Here is a 22,024-nt window from a genome sequence, read left to right on the forward strand (position 1 = left end):
CGGCGCTTGTCGTGAGCGCGTGGGTGGGGGAAGTCTCCTACCGTCTGGCTTGCAGAAGCGGGTCTTGTCCCTCCACCCCCGACAGGTTCCTACCCTAACGCCATACAAGCGGGCCATGCCCGCGATCCGCCGGCAGGGCCGGCGCTTGCCTTGGCTCCTGTGTCGATTTTGTATCGCTGCTTTGACTTGTTTGTTTCCGCGCCGCTTCGGCGTACGCGCGGATTCTTTGTTTCGCCCCCTCGGGCGACCTTCTTTGGCAAACGCCCCAAAGAAGGCAAAGGTCTTGCCCCGGACATCCGGTTTTTCGCTTAGGCGACAAATTCCCTCGTTGAAGCGAAGTTTCAGGGGCACGAACTAGGCGTCCCCCTCGACGGGCCATCCCTGGCCCGACAGCGCTCTCGCGGCATCCATGCCGCTCAACCCCTGAAACTCCGCTTCAACGAGGCCTCCTGAACGGGGCATTCGGCGTGTGCGGGCATTTCTCTGGAAGACCTTAAGCGCCAAAGCCAAGGCCAAAGTTGGGGGCTTCGTAGGAGCGAGCTTGCTCGCGAACCACCCTGCACCGAACTTCCCATGAAGCCCGAGTCATCAGCGCAGTGGCGCGGTGCCCTGCTGGCTGTTCCCGCCGTCGTCGATCCACAGGTAGCGTACTTCGCCGGCGCTTGCCGGCAGAGGCTGGGTTGGCGACAGCGTGCGCTGCGAGAACGGCGGTAATAGTTCGGGCGGCAGCAGTGAGCCGGCGTTGCCCTGGCGCGCTTCGGCGCCGGCCAGGGTAATGAAGTAGGCGGTGGGGTTTTCCACCTGCACCGCATTGCCGGCCCTGCGGAAGAGCAGTTTGCGCGGAGCTTCCTCGGCGTCTTTCACCAGGGCGCGAGGGCGATAGATGACCTTCATTTGCGTGCGCAACGTAACGGTCAGACGCGACTGTCCCTCGGCCAGCGGCTCGCTGGATTGCGGCGGAATTTCGTAGAGGTTGAGCCAGTACAGCGACTCGCGGTCCTGTGGCAGGGCCACGCCGGTGTAGAGCAGGCGAAGGCTGCGCTGCTGGCCGGGGTTGAGGCGGAATACCGGCGGGAGGGGCATGATCGGCGCCTCGGCGGTCTGTGGTGCGGTGTCGAGATCGCCGTCGTCGATCCAGGCCTGCACGATGACCGGGTAATTGTTCTGGTTCACCAGCGCCAGCGAGGCTTCGCGCTGGCCTGCGTCGAAGATCACCCGTGTGCGTTCAGCCGTCACGCCGGCGTGCACCTGCGCGCTGGCCAGCAGCCCCAGGCCGAGCAGCAAGCCGAGCAGCCGTTTACTGCACACGAATCACCACCTGCGCGGTGGCTTCCACGCGACCCGGGGTGACGGTGGGCATGGTGCCGAGACTGAGCTTTTCCAGGCGAGCGCGGAAGGTCTCGGTGTACTGGGAAATGCCGCTCACCTCGCCAGTCTTGTTCGAGGCGCTGCCGATGGCGGGGTACCAGCCGACGGCCGCGGCGTTGCTGCCCTTGGCGGAGTCTTCGTTGGCCAGCAGGTTCATCGCGCTGCCATCGCGCAGCAGACGGATGCCCACGCCCTGGGCCACGCCGGGTTGGCCATAGCGGTCGGAAACCAGGTAGGACAGGCCGCCGTTGGCGTTGATCAGCCCCAGGCCCGAGGACGCCGCCAGCGCCCCGGCGGAGACCTTGATGCCCAGCGCCGTGCCGTTGGCGGCGGTGCTGTTGATCACGCCGGTCTGGCATTTGAAGTCGACCTGGAAGGGCATTTCACGATTGGCCCCGGCGTTGATCTCGCCGATGGAGATCGAGGGGAACACCACATTAGGCGTGACGTTGGTGACGGCGCAGGTGGGGTAGCGCTTGAGCGTCATCTTGTTGTAAAGCCCGATGGCGCCCGGCCAGTTGTAGTGCCAGCCAGGGTAGTTGCTGATGTGGGTCTGACCGACGATGGGGTAGGCCAGGCCGGGACCCTTGATGGCGATGTAGCCGGCCGGCTGGGTGTAGAGGTAGGCCTGGGAGGCAATGGTCGGCGAGTAATAGCGGGTGCTCTCCAGCGGCGCGCGGAACAATTCGGCGCGCACCGCGCTGAGGTTCTTCGCCTTGACCAGCTGATAGCCGCGCGAGTCGATATCCAGCCCGCTCAACTGGCGTTCGCGCCAGATGTCGGTGAAGTACGCGCCGGTTTCCACATGGGTCAGGCGCAGTAGCACGTTGGGCCAGGCAGTGCGGTAGGCAGACTGCAGGCCGATGGAATTGCCCACGCTGTCACCACCGTTGTAGTAGCCGCTGTAGAGGTCGTCGGCGTTGCTGGAGAACATCTCGTACACCACATCTTCCGGGGCGCAGCGGAAGAACACCCGTTCCGGATCGTGGCCGGCGGTGGCGCCGTACTGCGTAAAGGGCGCCACCGAACTGGCGATGATGCTGCCGTCTGGCTGGAAGCTGGCGTCGCTGACGTTGATCACGCTGGGCAGGCCGAGGGAGCCGTTACAGGTATCGCAGGCGCCATCCCCTGGCCAGGCTCCGGCCACGCCTTCGCCCGGGCGGATCTGGTAGGTGGCGGCGGTGGTGGCGGTGCCAACGCTGGTGACCTTGTAGCAGGTGGCCCAGGCGCTCGGCGCGAGTAGCAGGGCGAGCAGCGGCAGGCTGCGCAGGATAGGGGTCATGAAGCCTCCGGTAGGCAGGTTGCCTGCAGGCGGACCAGTACCTGGTCGACGTCGGCGCCCTTGAGGTCATACGGCAGCAGGCAGCCGTCTTCCGGGCGTTCGCCCCACTGCACGCGCAGGCGGCCTTTCTCGCCTTCCGCGCGGGCGTAGACCTGGCCGCCCTGGCCGACCATGCCAATGTTCACGCCCTGGCCGTCGAGCACGTCGGCGCCCAGCGGCAGCGGTTGACCATCGGGCAGCTTGGCCTGGATCAGCAGGGGGTGGCCGGTGAGGGTCTTGAACTCGACGCGCACGGCGGCGCCGGCGTAGGGCGCGATCTTGCGTTCGGTCTCCACCAGTTCGGCGTTCTCGTCGATGCCTTGCGGGTCGAGGCTGATGGGGTTGTAGCGGTAGGGCGACAGCGACGGCACCACGGCGTAGCCGTTGCTGTCCACCCGTGCGCCCTGGCCGCCGCGTACACCGGCGCCGCTGGCGCCCTTGGCTTCCACCAGGGCAAAAGTGTCGCCGACGTAGGGCCCGAGGGTCAGTCCGCCGCTGTGCAGCACCGCCGCACCGCGCATGCCGCCGTTGATTTGACGGTAGCTTGAGCTTTCGGCGTAGCCGGCGTTGAAGGTGGCGACCGAGGTCTGCTGCTGCACGCTGCCGTTGAAGTCGGTGCCCTGGCCTTCGCTGTCGCGCCCGGCGGAGAGGGCGTAGCTCAGGGTGCGGTCTTCGCCCAGGGTGCCGTTGAGTCCGGTCTGGTAGGTGCTGCCGCTGCTGTCGCCGGAGCGCCGCGAGGCCATGGCACTGAGGTTCGGTGCGCGGCTGGTGGAGCCCAGCGGCATGGAGAGGCTCAGGGTCAGGGTGTTGTTGCGGTTGCTGCCGTGCTGCAGGTTGTACTGCGGTGGTTGGGACGGGTCGTAGTCGTCGTTCACGTCGCGGTACCAGGTGGTCTGCTGGCGCGAGTAGGAAAGGTTGTAGCTGAGCTGGCGCCAGACGTTGGAGTAGCCGACCTGCAGTTGCGTATCGCGGCTCTTGCCGTCGTAGTAGTCGGCGGTGGAGCCGGACAGGTAGAGGTTGCCGTACTGCCCCAGGCCCTGGTTGACCAGCAGGGTGAACTGGTTGCGCTGCTTGTAGCTGCTCGAATCCCAGTTGTCGCCGTGTTCGTCGGCATCGCGCGCGGAGAGCGCATCGCCCAGGTCGCGATAGCCCTCGGTCGAGTAGCGGTAGCCGGCCAGGGTCAAGGTGGTCTGGGTCGGCTGGAAGGTCCGGCTGTAGTTCAACCCGACGCGCCAGCCCTGCTTGCGTTGGTTGTTCTCCACGGTGGCGCTGGAGAAGGTGGTGTTCATGCCGAAGGCGCCGTAGGGCGTGGCCAGCACGCCGCCGCCGAGCACGGCCAGATAATCCTCGGCGACACGGGTGCCGAGGTTGGCGGTGAGGGCGTTGGTCAGGCCGCGCTGGTAGGTCAGGTCGCCGAACAGGTCGTTGCCGTCGCCGTACTGGCGCGCCTGGCCGACCGTGGCGCTGTAGCGCGACAGGCCTGGGCGCATGGACTCGGGCACGGCGGAGAAGGGCACGGAGAAGCGCGAGACGCTGCCGTCGGCCTCGATCACCTGCACGTCAAGGTCGCCGTCGTAGGCAGTTCCGTAGAGGTCGTCGATGACGAAGGGGCCGGGCGCCACGGTGGTCTCGTGGATCTTCCGGCCGTTCTGGCTGATCACTACCCGCGCATTGGTGGTCGCGGTGCCGCGTACTTGCGGGGCGTACTGGCGCTGCGAGTCGGGCAGCATGCGGTCGTCGGTGGCCAGGCGCACGCCGCGGTAGCCCATGCTGCCGAACAGGTTGCCCTCGGTGTAGCTGTCGCCCAGGGTCAGTTCGCTGCGCAGGTCCGGCACTGCGCGTTGGGCGTAGGTGCGGATGCTGTTCCAGTCGCTGCGGGTGTTCCCCGCGTAGCTGGAATAGGTGTAGTTGGACTGGTGGCGCAGGCGCCACAGGCCGAGGTTCACGCCGCCGTTCAGGCCCAGGTAGCCGTAGTCCGAGTCACCGCCGCTGCCTGAGCCTTCGAAGGAGGAACGGTACAGGTTAGCGTCGTAGTTGACGAAGCCCATGGTTGTACCGGCGTCCCATTCGTCCGGGCTGACATAGCCGCGCGGCTTGATGTCGAGCAGCGCCTGGGGCACCGAGAGGTCCAGGCGCAGGCGTGCGGTGTCGAGGTTCCAGGTCGAGTCCGGCAGGCGCTCGGTGAGCCAGTGACAGATGCCCTGGTCGTCCTTGCCGGCCTTCGGGTCCGGGCGCGCACCCAGGCTCTGGCGCAGAAAACGCTCGCTGAAGCAGGGCTCGGCGCGCTCGCCGTGCTGGCGCATTTCCACTTCGGCGCGGGTGGCGTACTGGCCATTGAGATAGAGGTCGACGTGGTAGGTGCCGGGGTCCACCTGATCGGCGCGGTTGAAGCGCTCCAGGCTGCCGCCGGCCAGACCCGAACCCATCAGCAGGCTATCGTCGAAGCGGTAGTCCGCATCCCCCTGCGCCAGTCCCGCGACCACCATGGCGAGGGAACCGAGGGCGAAGGGCAGCAGCGGTCCACGGTGAGGGTCAACGCGACAGGTCATGGCGAAGTTCCACTCTTGCGCCGTAGTCGTTGATCAGCAGGGCGGACAGTCGCGGCGTGCCGGCGGGCAGCGCCGAAGGCTCCTGCGCCTGCCACTGGGCCTGGCCCATGGGCGCGATCATGCTCGGCTGCAGCTTCCATTGACGCGCGCCGACACTGAGCGTCGCGCCGCCGAAGGAGGCGTGGTAGCCGGTGGGGTTCTCCACCTTGACGCTCCAGCTGCTGCCGCTCTGCACCAGGGAGAAGCGCAGCTTCTCGGGCAACTGCTCCGGGCTGCCGGCAATGGCTGCCGGGCGATAGAACAGCTTCAGGCGGTTGCGCAGCATCAGCAGCATCTGGTTCTGGTCGGCCTTGGCGGCGTTGCGTGGCGGGATCTGCAGCACGTTGAGATGGAACAGCGATTCGCGGTCCTGGGGCAGGCCGGAGCCGGTGAAGAGAATGCGCAGGGTCTGGCCGCTGCCGGGTGCCATGCGCGACACCGAAGGGTTCACCACGAAGGGCGCCTTGGCGGTATCGGGTGTGGAGGCTGGGTCGTCGACGTCGATCCAGGCCTGGATGACGTTGGGGAAGCCGTCCTTGTTGGTCAGCTGCACGGTCTTTTCCCGCGCATCGCCGGGATAGATGACGCGGGTGCCGGTGATCACCACGCTGGCCTGTGCGAGCGGGGCGGTGAAGGCTGCCAGCAGGGCGAGCGCAAGCGTCGCCGCGCGAAGCGGGCGCAGTGGGAGGGCGTTCATCCGGTTCACCTGTCCTGCCGGATCGTTCGGGGCTCAATCACCTCGACCGACGCGGCGCAATGCGAAAAAGCGGCACCGGGGGGCGGTGCCGCGGGGTGTCACTCGTAGCGCAGGGTGTAGGTCACCGAGCCGAGTACCGGACCGGGAGTCACGGTGGTGGCTTCGGAGATGTACTGCACCGCGTAGTCGTAGCTGGCGCTGGTTTCACCGTCGGCGAGGACGATGTCACCGGCGGCCACGGCCGCGCCGCCTGCCAGGTTCACCGGGGTGCCTGCCGGGCCGTCGAGCAGTTGCAGGGCGACGCCGGTGGCGCCACTGGCAGCGGTGTTTGTCAGGTTGCCCGAGGCGGTGGCGTTGGTAGCCTGGAACAGGGTGGTGAAGTGCTCGGCGGCACCGCTGGGAGCGGCGCAACCAGTCAGTTGCAGGGTGAAGCTGGTCTCGCCGGTGGTCTGGCCAACGGAACCGTTCAGGGCACTGACCGGCACGCTGTCGAGGATGACGGTCGGGTCGGTGTTGCCGTCGACCACGGCCGAACAGGTCTGGTCGGTCACTTCGCCACTGAAGTTGATGGTGTTGGCAGCGAAAGCAAAGCCCGGCACAGCGAGGGCAGCTGCGACAGCGAGGGCGGTTGCGTGAAGTTTCATTTCTCTTGAGCTCCATGGTCAGGGGTTTTTCCCCACGGCCATCTTCGCCACGTCCCGCCCGTAAGGCTCTGAGACGAATCTGAAAGCGCTGGTGCGCCGCTGACGAACGGCGGAAATGACGGTTGCAGAGCGTTTCGCCGCGTCTGTCCGAGGGACCGCCGGAGCCTGCGAGGAAAAAATCTTCACCCGGCTGTCGATTCCTGGCCGCGCGCTTCGACTAGGAGATAACAGCCAGCGCGATGCGGGAGACGAGCATGAAGTACCTCTGCCTGATCTATGTCGATGACCAGCGCCTGTCGAGCCTGTCCGATGTGCAATACCGTCATCTGATGGATGAGTGCTTCGCCAACGACGAATACCAGCGCCGGGCGGGGCGTGTGCTGGCGTCCGAGGCGCTGGAAGCGGTGGAAAGCGCTACTACGCTGCGTCATGGCGCGGCGGGGCTTTCGATCACCGACGGGCCCTTTGCCGAGACCCGAGAGTACCTGGGCGGCTTCGTACTGATCGACGCCCGCGACCTCAACGAGGCGCTACAGATCGCCGAGCGAATTCCCAGCGGCCGTCTCGGCGCCGTGGAGGTCCGCCCGGTGCGCGACTGGAACCGATACTTCGCCGGGCGCTGAAGCCCGGCGCTTCTAGAGAAAGCAACGTCAGGAGAATGGAATGCTCAAGTGGATTGCGTTGGTGGTGGTACTGGCTGTGGCGGTGGTCCTGGTGCTGGCTGCGAATCGGCCAGGCACCTTCCGCGTGGAACGGACGCTTCACGTGCAGGCACCGCCGGAGAAGGTCCAGGTTTACATCGAGGACTTCCACCTGTGGTTGCAATGGTCGCCCTTCGAGAAGCTCGACCCGCAGATGCAGCGCAGCTTTTCCGGCGCCGACAAGGGCCCAGGCGCGGTATACGCCTGGGAAGGCAACGGCAAGGCAGGGGCCGGGCGCATGCAGATACTCAAGAGCGACCCCGGCAGCCGCGTGACCATCGCTCTGGACTTCTTCAAGCCGTTCAAGGCCAGCAACACCGCCGAATTCACCCTGGTGCCGCGCGACGGCGGCACCGACGTGACCTGGGCGATGTTCGGCCCGGTGCCCTTCGTGGCCAAGATCATGCACCTGTTCTTCGACGTGGACAGCATGGTCGGCAAGGACTTCGAGGCGGGCCTGGCCAACCTCAAGGGGCTCGCCGAGAAGGGCTGATTTCACCCGCAGCCAACCGTGGAGGTGAGCCATGTGCCCACTGTGCGTATCGACCCTGACGCTGGCGGTGACCAGCGTCCTTTCCGCCGGCGGCGTCAGTGCCTTCGCCGTCACCCGCCTGCGCGGCAAGCGCCGCGCCCGGCTCAACGAGCAACGGGAACATCCCCAGGAGCGTGCGACATGAAACTGGCCAACCAGCATTCCTCATTCCCGGATATGCCTCGCGTGGTATCCCAGGCCGCCTGGCGACAAGCGCGTATCCGCCTGCTGGAGCAGGAGAAGGCCGCCACCAAAGCCCGCGACGCGCTCAACGCCCAGCGTCGCGAGCTGCCGGTGGTGCGCATCGACGAGGACTATCGCTTCGAAGGCGCGCATGGCCCGCTACGCCTGCTCGACCTGTTCGAAGGGCGGCCGCAGCTGATCGTCTACCACTTCATGTTCCACCGCGACACGGGGCTGGGCTGCGAGGGCTGCTCCTACCTGATCGACAACCTCGGCCGGTTGGAGCATCTGCACGCCCGTGGCACCACCTTCGCCATGGTGTCCCGCGCGCCTCTGGAGGAAATCGCGCCATTCCGCGCGCGTATGGGCTGGCAGTTCCCCTGGTACTCGTCGTTCGGCAGCGACTTCAACTACGACTTCCATGTCAGCGTCGATGAATCCGTCGCCCCGGTGGAATACAACTATCGTGACAAGGCTGAGCTGGAGCGCCTCGGCCAGGGCTACCACGTGCGCGGCGAGCAGCCGGGCATGAGCGTGTTCCTGCGCGACGGCGACCAGGTCTTCCACAGCTACTCGACCTACGGCCGTGGACTGGAGGCGCCGCTGTTCACCTACCACCTGCTCGACCTCACCCCGCTGGGACGAGGCGAAGGCTGGGGCGGCATGCCCGATTACCAGGGCAAGGGCATGAACTGGACGCGCTTCCACGATGAATACGACGATGCCGCACCGGCGCACAGCTGCTGTGGCTCCTGACCCGTGACGCGGAGGAAAATCCTCATGACTGCCGCTGAAAAGAACGCCACCCACAGTGAACTGCACGCGCTGCTGGAGAGCTGGCTGAAGTCCGTGCGCGCCTCTGACGTGGACGGCATCACCCGCCACTACACCCAGGACATCCTCGCCTTCGATGCGGTGAAGCAGTTGCAGTTCAAGGGCGTGGGGGCCTACGCCAGTCATTGGCGCGACTGTACGCAGATGTGCAAGGAACCCACTTTCGAGATCCATGAGCTGAGCTTCGAGAGCAGCGGCGATACGGCCTTCGGGCACTACCTCGCCTACTGCGGCGGCACCGACGACAAGGGGCAGCACAACGCCTCCTGGGCGCGGGTGTCGGTCGGGCTGCGGCGAGAGGCAGGGCACTGGAAAATTGCCCACGAGCACTTCTCGATTCCCTTCGATCCGGCGACGGGGCAACTGCTGTTCGACGCCAAGCCCTGACCTCGACCTCTGCACGAAACCTGGCCTGGGCCTCGACTTGTAGGAGCGAGCTTGCTTGCGAACCGCCTGACGCCATGGGTGCCACGTGAGGTTCGCGAGCAAGCTCGCTCCTACGAAAGGCCACCATTACCGGCTGATGCGATGGCGCTGATCTGCCCTCGCGCCAGCTCGGCATTCCCGGCCCAACGAAACACCCCGCAACGATCCCCCGTCGCATCCGTCCGGCCACCTCCCACCCCGACGCGAATCCGTGCAGGATAGGCAGACCTCTCCACGCCAAGGACCTTCGGCCCATGCACGAGTACGCCCCCCAGCCCCTGCGCGATGTGGTGGACGAGGTCTATCGCCGTGAATCGCGCCGGGTACTGGCTACGCTGATCCGCCTGCTGGGTGATTTCGACCTCGCCGAGGAGGCGCTGCACGAGGCCTTCGTTGCCGCCGTGGACCAGTGGCGGCGCGATGGAGTGCCGGCCAACCCGCGTGCCTGGCTGGTCTCCGCCGGACGCTTCAAGGCCATCGACGGCCTGCGCCGGCGCTCGCGCTTCGATGCCTCGCTGACACAGATCGCCGAGCAACTGGAGATCGACGCGCAATCGGTGGAAGAGCTGGCCGACGAGAGCGTCGAGGACGACCGCCTGCGGCTGATCTTCACCTGCTGCCACCCGGCGCTGCTGCCGGATTCGCAGGTGCCGCTGACCCTGCGCGAAGTCTGCGACCTGAAGACCGAGGAAATCGCCCGCGCCTACCTCGCCACGCCCTCGACCATCGCCCAGCGCATCGTCCGCGCCAAGGCGAAGATCCGCGACGCACAGATTCCCTACCAGGTGCCGGAAGCCGCCGAGCTGCCAGAGCGTCTGGCCAGTGTGCTGCGGGTCATCTACCTGGTGTTCAACGAAGGCTATTCGGCCTCGGCCGGCGATTCGCTGACCCGCACCGACCTGTCCGCCGAAGCCATCCGCCTGGGCCGGCAATTGCTCGAACTGCTGCCCGAAGCCGAGGTGATGGGATTGCTGGCGCTGATGCTGCTGCACGAGTCGCGGCGCGAGGCGCGCACCGGCGAGGACGGCGAACTGGTCTTGCTGGAAAACCAGGACCGCGCGCTCTGGGATCGTGCGTTGATTGCCGAGGGCCAGCAACTGATCGGCGCTGCGCTGGCTACCCGGCGTGTCGGCCCCTACACCCTGCAGGCGGCGATCTCCGCTGTGCACGCCGCTGCTGCGGACATGGCCAGCACCGACTGGGCGGAGATCGTCGGTCTCTACGACCTCCTGCTGGCGATGCAGCCCTCGCCGGTGATCGAACTCAACCGCGCGGTGGCCCTGTCCATGCGCGATGGCCCGGAAGCGGGGTTGGAGCAGGTCGATGCCATCCTCGCCCGTGGCGACCTGCAGGATTACCACCTGGCCCATGCTGCGCGCGCCGATTTTTGCCGCCGGCTGGAGCGCCGTGAGCAGGCGCGTGGCGCCTACGAACGCGCACTGGAACTGGCGAAGCTGGAGCCGGAGCGGCGCTTTCTGGAGCAGCGGATTCGCGAGCTCGACCGCTGAGTTGCAGCGCACTCTCCAGCGGTCAGCCGGCCTGGCAGCCAGACGGCGTCACTGGAGCTACGTTCTACAGGCTGCTCACCAGGTGCCCGCCGTCCACGGCGAGTACCGCGCCGGTCATGAAGGCACCGGCGTCGCTGGCCAGCAGCAGGAAGGGTCCTTCCAGCTCCTGGAGCTGGCCCAGGCGGCGCATCGGTACCGTGTCGCGGATGTAGGCCTGGCCCTTGTCGCTGTCAAAGTAGGCGTCGTTCATCTCGGTCTTGAAGTAGCCCGGTGCGATGGCGTTGACCCGCACGTTGAAGCGCGCCAGTTCGAGCGCCAGGGATTTGCTCAATTGCACCACGCCAGCCTTGGCCGCGCAGTAGTGGCTATAGCCGCCGCCCACGCGCAGGCCGAGGATCGAAGCGATATTGACGATGCTGCCGCCGCGCCCGGACTTGGCCAGACGCTGCGCCGCGCACTGGGCGACGCGCCAGACGCCGTCCAGGTTGGTGGAGAGCATGCTGCGCCAGTCTTCCTCGCTGACTTCAAGCGCCCGCTGGCCGTTGCCGATGCCGGCGTTGTTGAGCACTACCTCGACCACGCCGAACTGCGCTTCTGCGCTGTCGAAGGCGGCCTCGACGCTGGCGCGGTCGGTCACATCCAGCGCCACGGCATGGGCTTCGCCGCCATCAGCGCGGATGGCTTCGGCCAGTTGCGCCAGGCGGTCGGTACGCCGGGCCGCCAGCACCACGCGGGCACCCGCACGGGCGGCCACACGTGCCAGGTGTGCGCCGATGCCGCTGGAGGCGCCGGTGACCAGCACGGTCTTGCCGGCGAGAGAGAAGAGGTCGTTGCTCATGGCTGCACCTTGTTCATCAGAGCGAATTCGCTGACCGCCAAGGTTATCCCGAGGCGCCCTCAAGGGCGTGCAGGGTGCGCCATTCGCAGCGCGAATGACGGGCGCTCCTACACAAAGCTGAAACGAAAAAGCCCGGCGGATGCCGGGCTTTTCATGACGCGGGAAGTGAATCAGGCAGCGAGTGCGCGAGCCTGTTTCTTCTTCACCTGCGCACGGCAAGCATCGCCGAACGCCTGGAAGATCTTCACCGAGTCCGGGTTTTTCGCCGCCTGCCATTCCGGGTGCCATTGCACTGCGAAGAGGAAGGGGGAAAGCGTCGGGGCGTGGATGGCCTCGACCAGGCCGTCTTCCGCATGGGCGATGGCTTCGATGCCCTTGCCCAGGTTCTTCAGACCCTGGCCATGCAGCGAGTTGACGCGGATCTCGTCACCCAGCAGCTGCTGCAGCCAGCTGCCCGCTTTCGGGCGAACGCCGTGGGCCGGGCTGTACTGCACGTCGACCGGGTCTTCGGGATTCTCGCGATGATCGTTGAAGCCGGGTTCGGCGTAGACCTTCTGGTAGATATCGCCGCCCAGGGCCACGTTGATTTCCTGCATGCCGCGGCAGATGCCGAAGATCGGCAGGCCCCGCGCAATGGCGGCCTTGATCAGCGGGATGTCGAAGTTGTCGCGGTCCTTGTCCTGGCCTTTGCCGGGAGTCTCGTTCTCCTGGCCATACAGGGTCGGATCGATGTTGCTGCCGGCGCCGGTCAGGTACACGCCGTCGGCCATGTCCAGGTATTGCTCAAGGTCTTCGATGCCGCAGCAGGTCGGTACCAGTACCGGCACGCAATCGGACTGTTCGACCAGGGGCACGATGTATTTGTGGGTCATTACCTGATAGTCGTGGCCTTTGCGCTCTTGGCTGCCCATGGACATCAGGACGACGGGTTTACGGAGAGTCTGTTTCTTGTTGCCAATGTTGCTGTTGGACATATGTCACCTTTGGACGGGCTGCAGCCCATCGTTTTTGTGCAGGCGCGCAGCGGAAAGGCGCGCTACCTGAGGTCCCGAGCACTGCCGGGAGCGCACAGAAGGCGAAGTTTCCCGGTCGAAACCTGCCTACCAGCCTGCCAGAGCCGTTAAATATGTCAAACGAATTCGGTGAAGGGCGTCAAAAATATTGGCCGAAATCCTGTCTAACAATTCCTCTATCTAATTGTTTTTAAAGGATTTATTGAAATATCCAGGCGTGCTGAAAAGTCCATTATTTAAAACGCAGAGTCATAATGGTGAAAAATTCTGCACGCTTTTTCATGGGAGGCGTTCAGGATCGGCAACGCCCTCGCAGGCGGCACGCTCTGCCGCGCGGGTTTGCCCTCAGTGGCACTCGATGCGGTTGCGACCGTTCTGCTTGGCCCGGTAGAGCGCGCTGTCGCTGCGGGACAGCCCGGCCTCGGCGGAGGCGTCGCTGGCTTCCAGCGAAGCGATACCGATGCTGATGCTCAGCGGGATGCGCTGGCCTCCCTGCATCAGCGGTTGCTCCAGCAATTGCTGCTGCAGGCGTTGGGCGAAGACCTGCGCGGCGGCGACGTCGGCATCCCCCAGCACCACGGCGAATTCTTCGCCGCCCATGCGCCCGGCGAAATCCACGCGGCGGATGTCACGCCCGAGGATGCAGGCGAAATGGCGCAGCGCCTCGTCGCCGACGGCGTGGCCCCAGCGGTCGTTGATCGCCTTGAAGTGGTCGATGTCGCACATCAGGATCGCCGCGCGGTGTGTCGTCGAGCGCTGCACGCGGCCAAGCTCTGCCTCGATCAGGCGCATGAAGTGGCCACGATTGGGCAACTGCGTGAGGAAGTCTGTGGTAGCCAGGACCTGCAACTCGGCTTCGATGCGCTTGCGTTCGGTGATGTCGGTGATGAAACCATGCCAGATCAGGGTGCCGTCCTCCATCCGCTTGGGATGCGCGTTGCCCTGGCGCCAGAGCGTGCCGCGCCCGGCGATCTGCACGCGGTATTCGTGGCGCCAGGGTTGCAGCAGGGTGGCTGATGCTTCCAGCGAGGCGAGGCAGGCCGGCAGGTCCTCGGGGTGGATGAGGTCGCGCAGGAACACGGAGTTGTGCGCCATTTGCTCGGCAGGAATGCCGTAGATATCCATCACCCCGGCGCTGACGTAGGGGAAGGTGCCGGTGCCGTCGGGCAGGCGGCGGAACTGGAAGACCATGCCGGGGATTTCATTGGTCAGGTCGGTGAGCAGTTCCACGCTTTCGCGCAGTTGCTCTGCCATGCCGCGCAGAGCGGTAATGTCGGTGGTGGTGCCGAGCATGCGCACGGCGTTGCCGGCGGCGTCGCGCTCGACCACCTTGCCGCGGCTGCAGACCCAGAGGTAGTGGCCGTCCTTGTGGCGCAGGCGATGCTCCACCTCATACGCCTCGGTGCGCCCCTCGAAGTGATCGCGCATGGTGTTCTGCACGTACTCGAGATCGTCAGGATGCACACGGGTGTAGGCGTCCTCGATACAGCTACCGATCTCCTCCTCGGTGTAGCCCAGCAGGGACTTCCAGGCGCTGGAATAGTGGATCTCGCCGGAGGGCACGTGGCGGTCCCAGATGCCGGTTCCGCTGCCGTCCACCGCCAGGGCCATGCGCTGCGCGTTCTCCCGCAGCGGTGCGCGGGCGCGGTCGAGCAGGGCCTCGCCCAGCTCCAGTACATCGGCCAGCAGCGTCTGCTGTTCCGGGCTGAGCGCCTTGTCGCCGTTGCCCAGTAAGAGCAGGCGCGCCTGGGGGAAGCCTTCCTGGTCGCGCAACGTCTGGCTGGCCAGCAGGTTCAGTAGCTGGCCCTGGTGGCTCAGAGGGCTGGTGGCGGCGTTGAGCGATAGCAGGGTGGCCAGGGAGAGGGCGCCGGCACCGTCGATGCCGAGCTGGCCGAGCAACTGGCCGCGCATGTCGATGAGCAGGACGGCGCAATCGCCACCCGCGTGGCGGGCGAGACGCAACAGGCCGTCGTATCGCCCGTACTCCTTTACCCCAGGATTACTGGAAGTTCGCATCCGATAGCAGCTTCTTCAACGGAGGATGGGCGTGATTCTGGAAGGTGCTCCGCGCCGGACATGCGGCAGGCGGACGCAGCTGGCTTTATGAAATCACGGCAGTTGAGCGGCCACAATCTCCAGCTGCGACACGGGCGACGAGCGCGCCTCGCCCGCCGGGTTTCCGGCGGGCGAGAAGGGCGTCAGTTGATGAGTTGGTCGATCAGCACGGCGTTGGTGTAGATCAGGCTGCCGTCGCGGGCGGCGTGGCCGACCAGGTGGAACTGGCCGCGCCGTTCGGCACCGCCCAGATACACGCGGAACATGCAGTCGGCCAACGGGCCGATGCTTTCGGGCATGTGCAGGTCGAGGGTGTCGAGATCGGCATCGACCATCATTTCCCGCTGGCCGTTTTCCTGCAGGTAGACCTCAGCCTGTTCCAGGTGCAGGCGATCGTCGTTGGTCAGGTAGAAGCGGATGTCTTCCAGTGGAGTGGGCTTTTGTTCGGCAGTGGTCTTGCACCAGCCTTCGAGGGTCATTGCGCTCATGGTGAGGTGCCTCCGTGGTTCGCGCGGGAATACAGCGCGTCGTCGCAGAGTAGGACCGCTTCGCTGGGCGGTTCGATCATTTTTTGTTCAGATCGTTTTTCAGGCGATTGTTGGGACGACCAATGCCGGGCATAAAAAAAGCCGCTCCAGAGGAGCGGCTCGAAGGACGTCGAAGGAGCAATCACAATATCAACGTCAGGAGTTGTCTTCCGCAGGGAAAGTGCGGAAGCGGGAAGATGGGGTAATTCTAGAAAGTTGCAGCGGCGGGATAAACCTTTATTCCGGGAAGAGACTTTCTGCACGGGCGTAATAATCTCACCGGGACACGGGGCAAACTTTAAGACGAATCCGAAAGTTGCCCCGGTCAATAATTCCGCCAGATATCCGTGCTGAATTACAGGATCGACAGCGGATATTCGACGATCAGGCGCAGCTCGTTGTTGTCGGCTTCACCCTGGTCGGCGTTGGCGCGGTGGAAGGCCTGACGCACTCGGAAGGAGAGGTCCTTCGCCGGGCCTTCCTGGACTACGTACTTGGCTTCCAGGTCGGTCTCGTGGTGGCTGCCGTCTTCGCCGTACATGCCGGCGTAGCTGCCATCGACGTCGGCGTGGCTGCCGTCGATGCCGGTCCCGGTGATGTAGCGGGCCATGAAGCTCAGGCCCGGTACGCCGTAGGTGTCCATCGCCAGATCGTAGCGTACCTGCCAGGAGCGCTCGCCCGGACCGTTGAAGTCGGAGTACTGCACGGAGTTGGCGAGGAACACCGAGTCACCGGTGGCGCCATCGCCGTCGTCGCCGAAGCCGACATAGTCGAAGGGCGTGTCGCCGTGGACCTTCTGATAGGCCAGGGTCACGGTGTGCGCCTGCAGGAAGGAGTAGGCGGCTGCCAGCGACCAGGTGGTGTTGCTGATCTCACCGGCCTTGGCCTGGCCTTCGTCGTTGGTGCGGTAGATGTTGAAGTCGAACGCCAGCGACTGGTCAGCGGCGACCGGCAGCACCCAGTTCAGGTTGCCGTAGTACTGGCGCCAGATGTCCTTGAACTCGGAGCCGTACAGCGAAACGCTGAGGTTGTCGTTGATCGCGTACTTGCCACCGAGGAAGTCGACGTCGCTGGTCTCGCGGCCGGCGTAAGCCGCCCACAGGCCGCCGTCGCGGGCGGTGGTGACCGGGCTGGTGCCGGAGGTGAAGTGACCGGCTTCCAGGTCCAGGCCTTCGATTTCGCTGCTGAACAGGTTGAAGCCCGACGCGGTCTGCGGGATCAGGCGGGTGCCGCCGGCGGCGAACACCGGAGCGGTCGGCTGCATGTCGCCGAATTTCAGTTCGGTCTTGGAGATGCGCACCTTCAGCGCGCCACCGGCCTTGCCGTAGTCGTCATCCGGCTTGCCGTCATTGCCGACCGGCAGGTTGCCGGTGCCCGCGCGGCCACGGCCGGCGTCGAGCTTGATGCCCAGGTAGCCGAAGGCGTCCACGCCGAAACCGACGGTGCCCTGGGTGTAGCCCGAGGAGAAGTTCGCCAGGAAGCCCTGGGTCCAGTCGCGGTTGTCGGCTTTGCCGTTCTTGCCGTCGTGGTCGTAGTAGTAGTTGCGCAGCAGGACGTCGAACTTGGCGTCCTCGACGAAACCCTTGGCATCGGCCTGATCGGTGACGAAGGGTTCGGCGCTGGCGAACTGGCTGGCGGCGGCGGAAACAGCGAGCACGATGGCGCTGCGTTTGAGGTGCTTCATGGATATTGCCCCTAGAGTCTTGGAGGACCGGCTCGATGAGTTGCGTGAGAACCGGACGTTTTTATAGGCAGGCACAATGAATCCGGACGTGGATTGACCACGGCGGAAAGTCGCAGGAAGTTGCGTTGGCATTGTTGCAGTTAACTGGCTTTGTATTCCCCCACGAATTGCTCCAAGCATGGGGGAGCCGACGTCATAATGCCGAAAGAGTTCGCCGTTTAAATCACGGATTATGAAAAGGTCTATGTCTCAAATTGTAATAATCCGGACTTTTGTCCAATTGCCATAACGCATTCGGAAGTTTCTTGTATATCAGCAATGTCGCTATTTCCGTGGGCTGCGGGCACGGTGACATGGCGCGAATCGGGGCGATGCGGCTAAGCTGCGCGACCCGGCCGCCGCACCCCATGCGGCGACGTGCCCCATTCACCGACAGCAGAGATTTGTCCCATGACGCCTACCTTCATCCCCGACGCGGACCCCGAATCCATCTCCTCCGACGTCGCCGGCTTCGGCGGCCTGCTGGTTTCCACGCAGATCCCCACCCTCGAGGACGGCAGCCTGGAACTGGGCGACATCAAGGCCCAGAGCGTCGCAACCCTGCGCAGCCTGCAACTGGCCCTGGAAAAGGCCGGCAGCGGCCTGGACCACGTACTGCACCTGACCATCTACCTCACCAGCATGGCCGACCGCGCTGCGTTCAACGAGGTGTACTGCAGCTTCTTCGCCAAGCCCTACCCGGTGCGCGCCGCCGTCGGTATCTCAGAGCTGGCCGTCGAAGGCATGAAGGTGGAAGTCACCGCCATCGCGGCGAAGCGCGCGGGCTGATCTTCCCGTTCTGCAGGAAAGGGCCGCATTGCGGCCCTTTCTTTATGTGTTCCGCTTCTTTGACCTGAGCACGTCTCTGGTTCGCGAGCAGGCTCGCTCCTACAGGTCCACGCCATGCTGCTCTGCGTAGGAGCGAGGGGGACGCCTAGTTCTTGCTCGCGAACCGCCCCCGCTCCGGCCCTCCCGAATGTATTGCTTTGTATCCGCCGCTCCCTGAGCGGACACACGCATACAAAAGCCTTCTGTCGCCGATACGCCCGCGATACATCGCCAGGGCGAAATAGCCCTACCCGAACGACACGGCGCTTCGGCAGGGCAACCTCCAGCGCTTCGTTCCAGGGATTCGCCCTTGCGGCATGACCCGGCGCACAACGCGCCACAGTATCTGGAGAAAAACCATGACTCGTACTCTGCGCTCGAAATCCCAACTGGGCCTGCTCGCCGTCGCACTGGCTGGCGGTTTGAACCTCGCGTCCTCCGCCTTCGCCGTCGAAGCCCTGCCGCAGGGCTACCAGCTGGCTTCCGCCGCCAAGGCCGGAGAGGGCAAGTGTGGCGAGGGTAAGTGCGGCGCCGCCAACGAAGCCAAGACCAAGGCCAAGGCGAACCAGGGCGAGGGCAAGTGCGGCGAAGGCAAATGCGGTGCCGACGGCGCCCAGGCTAAGGCCACCGGCGCCGAGGGCAAGTGCGGTGAAGGCAAGTGCGGCGATGCCTCCTTCGCCCGTACCGACGCCGATCACGACGGCCGTGTCTCCCGCGCCGAACTGCTGGCCGTGGCACCCAAGGCTGGTGCGGAGTTCGACGCCATCGACGCCAACCACGATGGCTACCTCTCCGAGGCCGAGGTCTACCAGTTCCGCAAGAACCAGTTCGATTCCAACGGCAAGCCTTTCCCGTCCGACTTGTACAGCAAGCTGAGCCAGGCCAAGAACTGAGCCACGCCGATGCCTCCCCGCGCCATCAGCCGGGGAGGGCACCTCGCCAAAGGAGATCGCCATGACCACTACCGCATCCCTGCAGGGAGCCGGCCTAGGCCTGCGCCGCGCGATGCTGCCCGACCTGCTGACAATGGACGATTCAGCCGTGGACTTCCTCGAAGTGGCGCCGGATAACTGGATCGGCGTCGGCGGTACCTATGGCGAAGGGCTGGCCCGCCTGGCCGAGCGCTTCCCGCTGTCCTGCCATGGCCTGTCGCTGTCCCTGGGCGGCCCCGAACCGCTGGACCATGTATTCCTTGGCCGTATCCGCGAATTTCTCGATCAGCACAGGGTGCCGCTGTTCAGCGAACACCTGAGCTACTGCTCCGACGAAGGCCATCTCTACGACCTGATTCCCATGCCCTTCACCGACGAGGCCGTGCGCCACATCGCCAGTCGCATCCGTGAAGTGCAGGATGTCCTCGGCCGCCGTATCGCCGTGGAGAACATTTCCTACTACGCCGCGCCCTACCAGGCGTTGAGCGAGATCGACTTCCTCCGCGCCGTGCTCGACGAGGCCGACTGCGATCTGCTGCTGGACGTCAACAACCTCTACGTCAACGCTCACAACCACGGCTACGACGCCGCCGGCTTCCTGGCCCGCATACCGGCCGAGCGCGTCGTCTGCCTGCACGTCGCCGGCCACTACGACGAAGCGCCGGACTTGAAGGTCGACACCCATGGCGCCGCGGTGAAGGGCGACGTCTGGAGCCTGCTGGCCAGCGCCTACCAGCACCTGGGCAGCGTCCCGACCCTGCTGGAGCGCGATTTCAACCTGCCGCCGCTGGCGGAGCTGCTCGGCGAAGTGGCCACCATCCGTCACCTGCAAAGATCCGCGCGCCAACCGGAGGTGCGTCATGGCTGAGACCTTGCGCGAACAGCAGTTGCGCATGACCCGCTACATCCGCGATCCGCAGGCCAACGAACCGCTGCCCGGCATCGAGGCGCGGCGCCTGGCGGTCTACCGGCAACTGTTCTTCGGCAACCTGCAGGGGTTGCTCGCCGGCAACTTTCCTGTGCTGCACGCCAGCCTGCCGTGCGAACAGTGGCAGGCGCTGACGGAAGACTTCTACGCTGGCTTCCGCTGCCAGACGCCGCTGTTCACCGAGGTTGCCGGCGAGTTCGTCGACTACCTGGAGGGCCGCGCCGAGCAGCCTGGCTGGATTGCGGAACTCGCGCACTACGAATACATCGAGACCTCGCTGCTGCTCAGCGACAACAGCGAGCCGGCCCATGACCCGGACGGTGATCTGCTCGAGGGTGTGCCGCTGCTGTCCGCGCTCGCTACACCGCTGGCCTATGCCTGGCCAGTAAGTCACATCGGTCCCGGGCACATCCCGTCGCAGGCGCCGGCCGAACCGACCCTGCTGCTGGCCCGCCGGGATACCGACCTGAAAGTGTACTTCTCGCGCCTGGCCCCGCTGGCCCATGCCCTGCTGGTGTGGCTGCAACAGTGGCAGCTCACCGGGCGCCAACACCTCAAGGCGCTCGCGGAAATCGCCGGTGTGGAACCGGCCGCCATCGAAGGGCAGGGCATCGCCCTGCTGCGCAGTCTGAAAGAACAGGGCGTTGTGCTCGGCACCCGCCCGAATTGCACCACTCCACGTCGTCCCCCCTTGCATCGCCCCTGAAGGAGAAGCGTCATGACCGACACCCTGGCAACCGTGATCTACACCGCCCACACCCACACCACCGGCGGCCGCGACGGCCGCGGCCAGACCACCGACGGTGAGCTGGACCTGCCCCTGAGCCCGCCCGGCTCAGGCCGCCCCGGCACCAACCCCGAGCAACTGTTCGCCATCGGCTGGTCCGCCTGCTTCATTGGCGCCTTGCGCCGCGCCGGGCAGAAGCTGAACGTGCGCCTGCCGGCCGATGTGGCGGTGGACGCCGAAGTATCCCTGGGCAACACCGCCGACGGCGGCTTCGCCCTGGCCGCCCAGCTCACCGTGCATCTGCCGGGGTTGGACGCCGAGGACAAGGCGAAGCTGGTCGAAGAGGCTCATCAGATCTGTCCGTATTCGAAGGCGACTCGCGGCAATATCGAGGTGGGGTTTGTGATTCCCTGATTGATCCCTTGTCCACAGCGCAGCCCGCGCACCGTCATCGGTGTGCGGGCTTTTTTATGTCCTATCGGCGCGCGAGGTGCTTCCCTGTGGGAGCGGAGCTTCTCCGCGACGTTCTGGCTCTAGCTTGGGGTTTGGTGTGTCTACGCCGCTTCGGCGTACGCGCGGGATTCTGGTTTCGCCCCCTCGGGCGAGTTCCTTTTGGCAAACGTCGGATAGCCGCCCTCCCAAAAGGAACCAAAAGGTCTTGCCCCGGACATCCGGTTTTTCGCTTAGGCGACAAATTTCCTCGTTGAATCGAAGTTTCAGGGGCACGCGCTGAGGGGCCGTCCCTGGCCCGACAGCGCTCTCGCGACATCCATGTCGCTCAACCCCTGAAACTCCGCTTCAACGAGGCCTCCTGAACGGGGCATTCGGCGCACGGACGTTTCTCTGGAAGTCTTTGAAGCCAAAGCCAAAGCCAAAGCCAAAGCCAAAGCCAAAGCCACACGTAGGGCGAATAAGCCGGAACGGGTTATCCGCCGCTTGCTCTGCGGCGCGGAAGGAAAACCGCACGCCTTGCAGGAGCGGACCATGCCCGCGAACAACGGACAAAGTCCGTGTTCACCCCCCTGCACCGACTTCCCGCAGACAAACAAAAACGCCCTCTCCAAAAGGAGAGGGCGTCGTGGGTCGATCAGATGAATCGCTGGCCGATCAGACGTTCCGCGAAGCTCCCATTAACCGCCGCACCAGCCCATCCACACTCAACGCGCCCGAGCCCTTGAGCATCAGCGGCACCAACGCCACCAGGTAGATCAGCGGCAGCTTGTAGTTACCGAAGCCATGGTCGGTGATGGAGTAGCCCTGGGCCAGTTCCGCCAGGCTCGACCACTGTGCCGGCCAGTGCACCGCGGCGATGGCGACGATGGTGACGACGATCAGCGAGGCCGAGGCAAATCGCGTTGCCAGCCCCAGGAGCAGCAGCACTGGCGCGATCAGCTCGGCCCACATCGATACCTGCCAGTCGAAGCCGGCGGAGAAGTGGTTGAAGGGGAAGGGGAAGTTGGCGTGGATCTGCTCGAACCAGTTGTCGCCGTGCCATTTCTCCAGGCCCGATTCGAAGAACTCCCAGGCCAGGAACAACCGCAGCGGGATGTCCCAGCCCCAGGCGGCGAGGCGGTCGAGTTGGTCGAAAACGGTCTTGAGCGGGTTCAGGGTCAGCAGGGTCATGGCGTACCTCGTGGGCAAGGTTGGGGGC

The 22,024-nt window shown here is 65.2% G+C and carries 22 protein-coding genes; 11 read left to right on the top strand and 11 right to left on the bottom strand.

All coding sequences use genetic code 11. From position 1 onward, the window contains the following. Positions 1-588 precede the first annotated feature (588 nt). The 5 genes from IB274_RS28360 to IB274_RS28380 form a co-directional block, all read right to left on the bottom strand. A complete protein-coding gene (locus tag IB274_RS28360; protein WP_192436116.1) occupies positions 589-1,308 on the bottom strand; it encodes a molecular chaperone in 720 nt (239 codons plus the stop codon). After that, positions 1,298-2,650, bottom strand: a complete 1,353-nt coding sequence (locus IB274_RS28365; RefSeq protein WP_192436117.1) for a fimbrial protein — start codon at positions 2,648-2,650, stop codon at positions 1,298-1,300. The genes IB274_RS28360 and IB274_RS28365 overlap by 11 nt, the downstream gene beginning before the upstream one ends. Continuing rightward, complete coding sequence (locus IB274_RS28370) at positions 2,647-5,238, bottom strand: fimbria/pilus outer membrane usher protein (protein WP_192436118.1); 2,592 nt, start codon at positions 5,236-5,238, stop codon at positions 2,647-2,649. The genes IB274_RS28365 and IB274_RS28370 overlap by 4 nt, the downstream gene beginning before the upstream one ends. Then, positions 5,222-5,974 (bottom strand): molecular chaperone, encoded by a 753-nt coding sequence (locus tag IB274_RS28375; RefSeq protein WP_192436119.1) that lies wholly within the window; start codon positions 5,972-5,974, stop codon positions 5,222-5,224. The genes IB274_RS28370 and IB274_RS28375 overlap by 17 nt, the downstream gene beginning before the upstream one ends. Positions 5,975-6,072: 98 nt before the next feature. Continuing rightward, positions 6,073-6,618 carry a fimbrial protein gene (locus tag IB274_RS28380; RefSeq protein ID WP_192436120.1) on the bottom strand — a complete coding sequence of 182 codons (546 nt, stop codon included), beginning with the start codon at positions 6,616-6,618 and terminating at the stop codon, positions 6,073-6,075. Positions 6,619-6,872: 254 nt separating this feature from the next. Here IB274_RS28380 and IB274_RS28385 point away from each other — a divergent pair, with 254 nt between their 5' ends. From IB274_RS28385 to IB274_RS28410, 6 genes are all read left to right on the top strand, one after another. After that, positions 6,873-7,241 carry a YciI family protein gene (locus tag IB274_RS28385; protein WP_192436121.1) on the top strand — a complete coding sequence of 123 codons (369 nt, stop codon included), beginning with the start codon at positions 6,873-6,875 and terminating at the stop codon, positions 7,239-7,241. Positions 7,242-7,281: 40 nt separating this feature from the next. Beyond that, positions 7,282-7,812 carry an SRPBCC family protein gene (locus tag IB274_RS28390; RefSeq protein WP_192436122.1) on the top strand — a complete coding sequence of 177 codons (531 nt, stop codon included), beginning with the start codon at positions 7,282-7,284 and terminating at the stop codon, positions 7,810-7,812. A gap of 31 nt (positions 7,813-7,843) precedes the next feature. Further along, the gene (locus tag IB274_RS28395) at positions 7,844-7,996 is read left to right on the top strand and encodes a hypothetical protein (RefSeq protein ID WP_192436123.1); all 153 of its coding nucleotides are present in this window, start codon (positions 7,844-7,846) and stop codon (positions 7,994-7,996) included. Next, positions 7,993-8,790, top strand: a complete 798-nt coding sequence (locus IB274_RS28400) for a DUF899 domain-containing protein (RefSeq protein ID WP_192436124.1) — start codon at positions 7,993-7,995, stop codon at positions 8,788-8,790. Before IB274_RS28395 ends, IB274_RS28400 begins: the two co-directional genes overlap by 4 nt. 24 nt (positions 8,791-8,814) lie before the next feature. Further along, a complete protein-coding gene (locus IB274_RS28405; RefSeq protein WP_192436125.1) occupies positions 8,815-9,255 on the top strand; it encodes a YybH family protein in 441 nt (146 codons plus the stop codon). 293 nt (positions 9,256-9,548) lie between these two features. After that, on the top strand, positions 9,549-10,802 hold the full coding sequence (locus tag IB274_RS28410) for an RNA polymerase sigma factor (RefSeq protein WP_192436126.1): 1,254 nt from the start codon (positions 9,549-9,551) through the stop codon (positions 10,800-10,802). A 64-nt stretch (positions 10,803-10,866) separates the two neighbouring features. Here IB274_RS28410 and IB274_RS28415 read toward each other — a convergent pair whose 3' ends face one another. From IB274_RS28415 to IB274_RS28435, 5 genes are all read right to left on the bottom strand, one after another. Then, positions 10,867-11,640 carry an SDR family NAD(P)-dependent oxidoreductase gene (locus IB274_RS28415; protein ID WP_192436127.1) on the bottom strand — a complete coding sequence of 258 codons (774 nt, stop codon included), beginning with the start codon at positions 11,638-11,640 and terminating at the stop codon, positions 10,867-10,869. Between the two features lie 170 nt (positions 11,641-11,810). Beyond that, a complete protein-coding gene (locus IB274_RS28420; RefSeq protein WP_192436128.1) occupies positions 11,811-12,614 on the bottom strand; it encodes a gamma-glutamyl-gamma-aminobutyrate hydrolase family protein in 804 nt (267 codons plus the stop codon). Positions 12,615-12,998: 384 nt separating this feature from the next. After that, complete coding sequence (locus IB274_RS28425) at positions 12,999-14,669, bottom strand: sensor domain-containing diguanylate cyclase (protein ID WP_192436129.1); 1,671 nt, start codon at positions 14,667-14,669, stop codon at positions 12,999-13,001. A 182-nt stretch (positions 14,670-14,851) separates the two neighbouring features. Continuing rightward, a complete protein-coding gene (locus tag IB274_RS28430) occupies positions 14,852-15,196 on the bottom strand; it encodes a hypothetical protein (RefSeq protein WP_192436130.1) in 345 nt (114 codons plus the stop codon). A 394-nt stretch (positions 15,197-15,590) separates the two neighbouring features. Further along, on the bottom strand, positions 15,591-16,919 hold the full coding sequence (locus tag IB274_RS28435) for an OprD family porin (protein WP_192436131.1): 1,329 nt from the start codon (positions 16,917-16,919) through the stop codon (positions 15,591-15,593). A 450-nt stretch (positions 16,920-17,369) separates the two neighbouring features. On the opposite strand from IB274_RS28435, the gene IB274_RS28440 reads away from it, so the two are divergent. The 5 genes from IB274_RS28440 to IB274_RS28460 all read left to right on the top strand — a co-directional run bounded on the left by IB274_RS28440 (position 17,370) and on the right by IB274_RS28460 (position 20,787). Next, complete coding sequence (locus IB274_RS28440; RefSeq protein WP_081517570.1) at positions 17,370-17,747, top strand: RidA family protein; 378 nt, start codon at positions 17,370-17,372, stop codon at positions 17,745-17,747. A 398-nt stretch (positions 17,748-18,145) separates the two neighbouring features. Continuing rightward, positions 18,146-18,679, top strand: a complete 534-nt coding sequence (locus IB274_RS28445; protein ID WP_192436132.1) for a hypothetical protein — start codon at positions 18,146-18,148, stop codon at positions 18,677-18,679. Between the two features lie 61 nt (positions 18,680-18,740). Continuing rightward, positions 18,741-19,586, top strand: coding sequence for a DUF692 domain-containing protein (locus IB274_RS28450; RefSeq protein WP_192436133.1), 846 nt, complete (start codon positions 18,741-18,743; stop codon positions 19,584-19,586). After that, complete coding sequence (locus IB274_RS28455; RefSeq protein ID WP_192436134.1) at positions 19,579-20,352, top strand: DUF2063 domain-containing protein; 774 nt, start codon at positions 19,579-19,581, stop codon at positions 20,350-20,352. Before IB274_RS28450 ends, IB274_RS28455 begins: the two co-directional genes overlap by 8 nt. Positions 20,353-20,364: 12 nt before the next feature. After that, on the top strand, positions 20,365-20,787 hold the full coding sequence (locus IB274_RS28460; protein ID WP_192436135.1) for an organic hydroperoxide resistance protein: 423 nt from the start codon (positions 20,365-20,367) through the stop codon (positions 20,785-20,787). A 693-nt stretch (positions 20,788-21,480) separates the two neighbouring features. Here the strand turns inward: IB274_RS28460 and IB274_RS28465 are convergent. Further along, the gene (locus tag IB274_RS28465) at positions 21,481-21,996 is read right to left on the bottom strand and encodes a DoxX family protein (protein ID WP_192436136.1); all 516 of its coding nucleotides are present in this window, start codon (positions 21,994-21,996) and stop codon (positions 21,481-21,483) included. Between the last annotated feature and the right edge of the window lie 28 nt (positions 21,997-22,024).

The organism is Pseudomonas sp. PDM18 (assembly GCF_014852585.1).
GTDB lineage: Bacteria > Pseudomonadota > Gammaproteobacteria > Pseudomonadales > Pseudomonadaceae > Pseudomonas.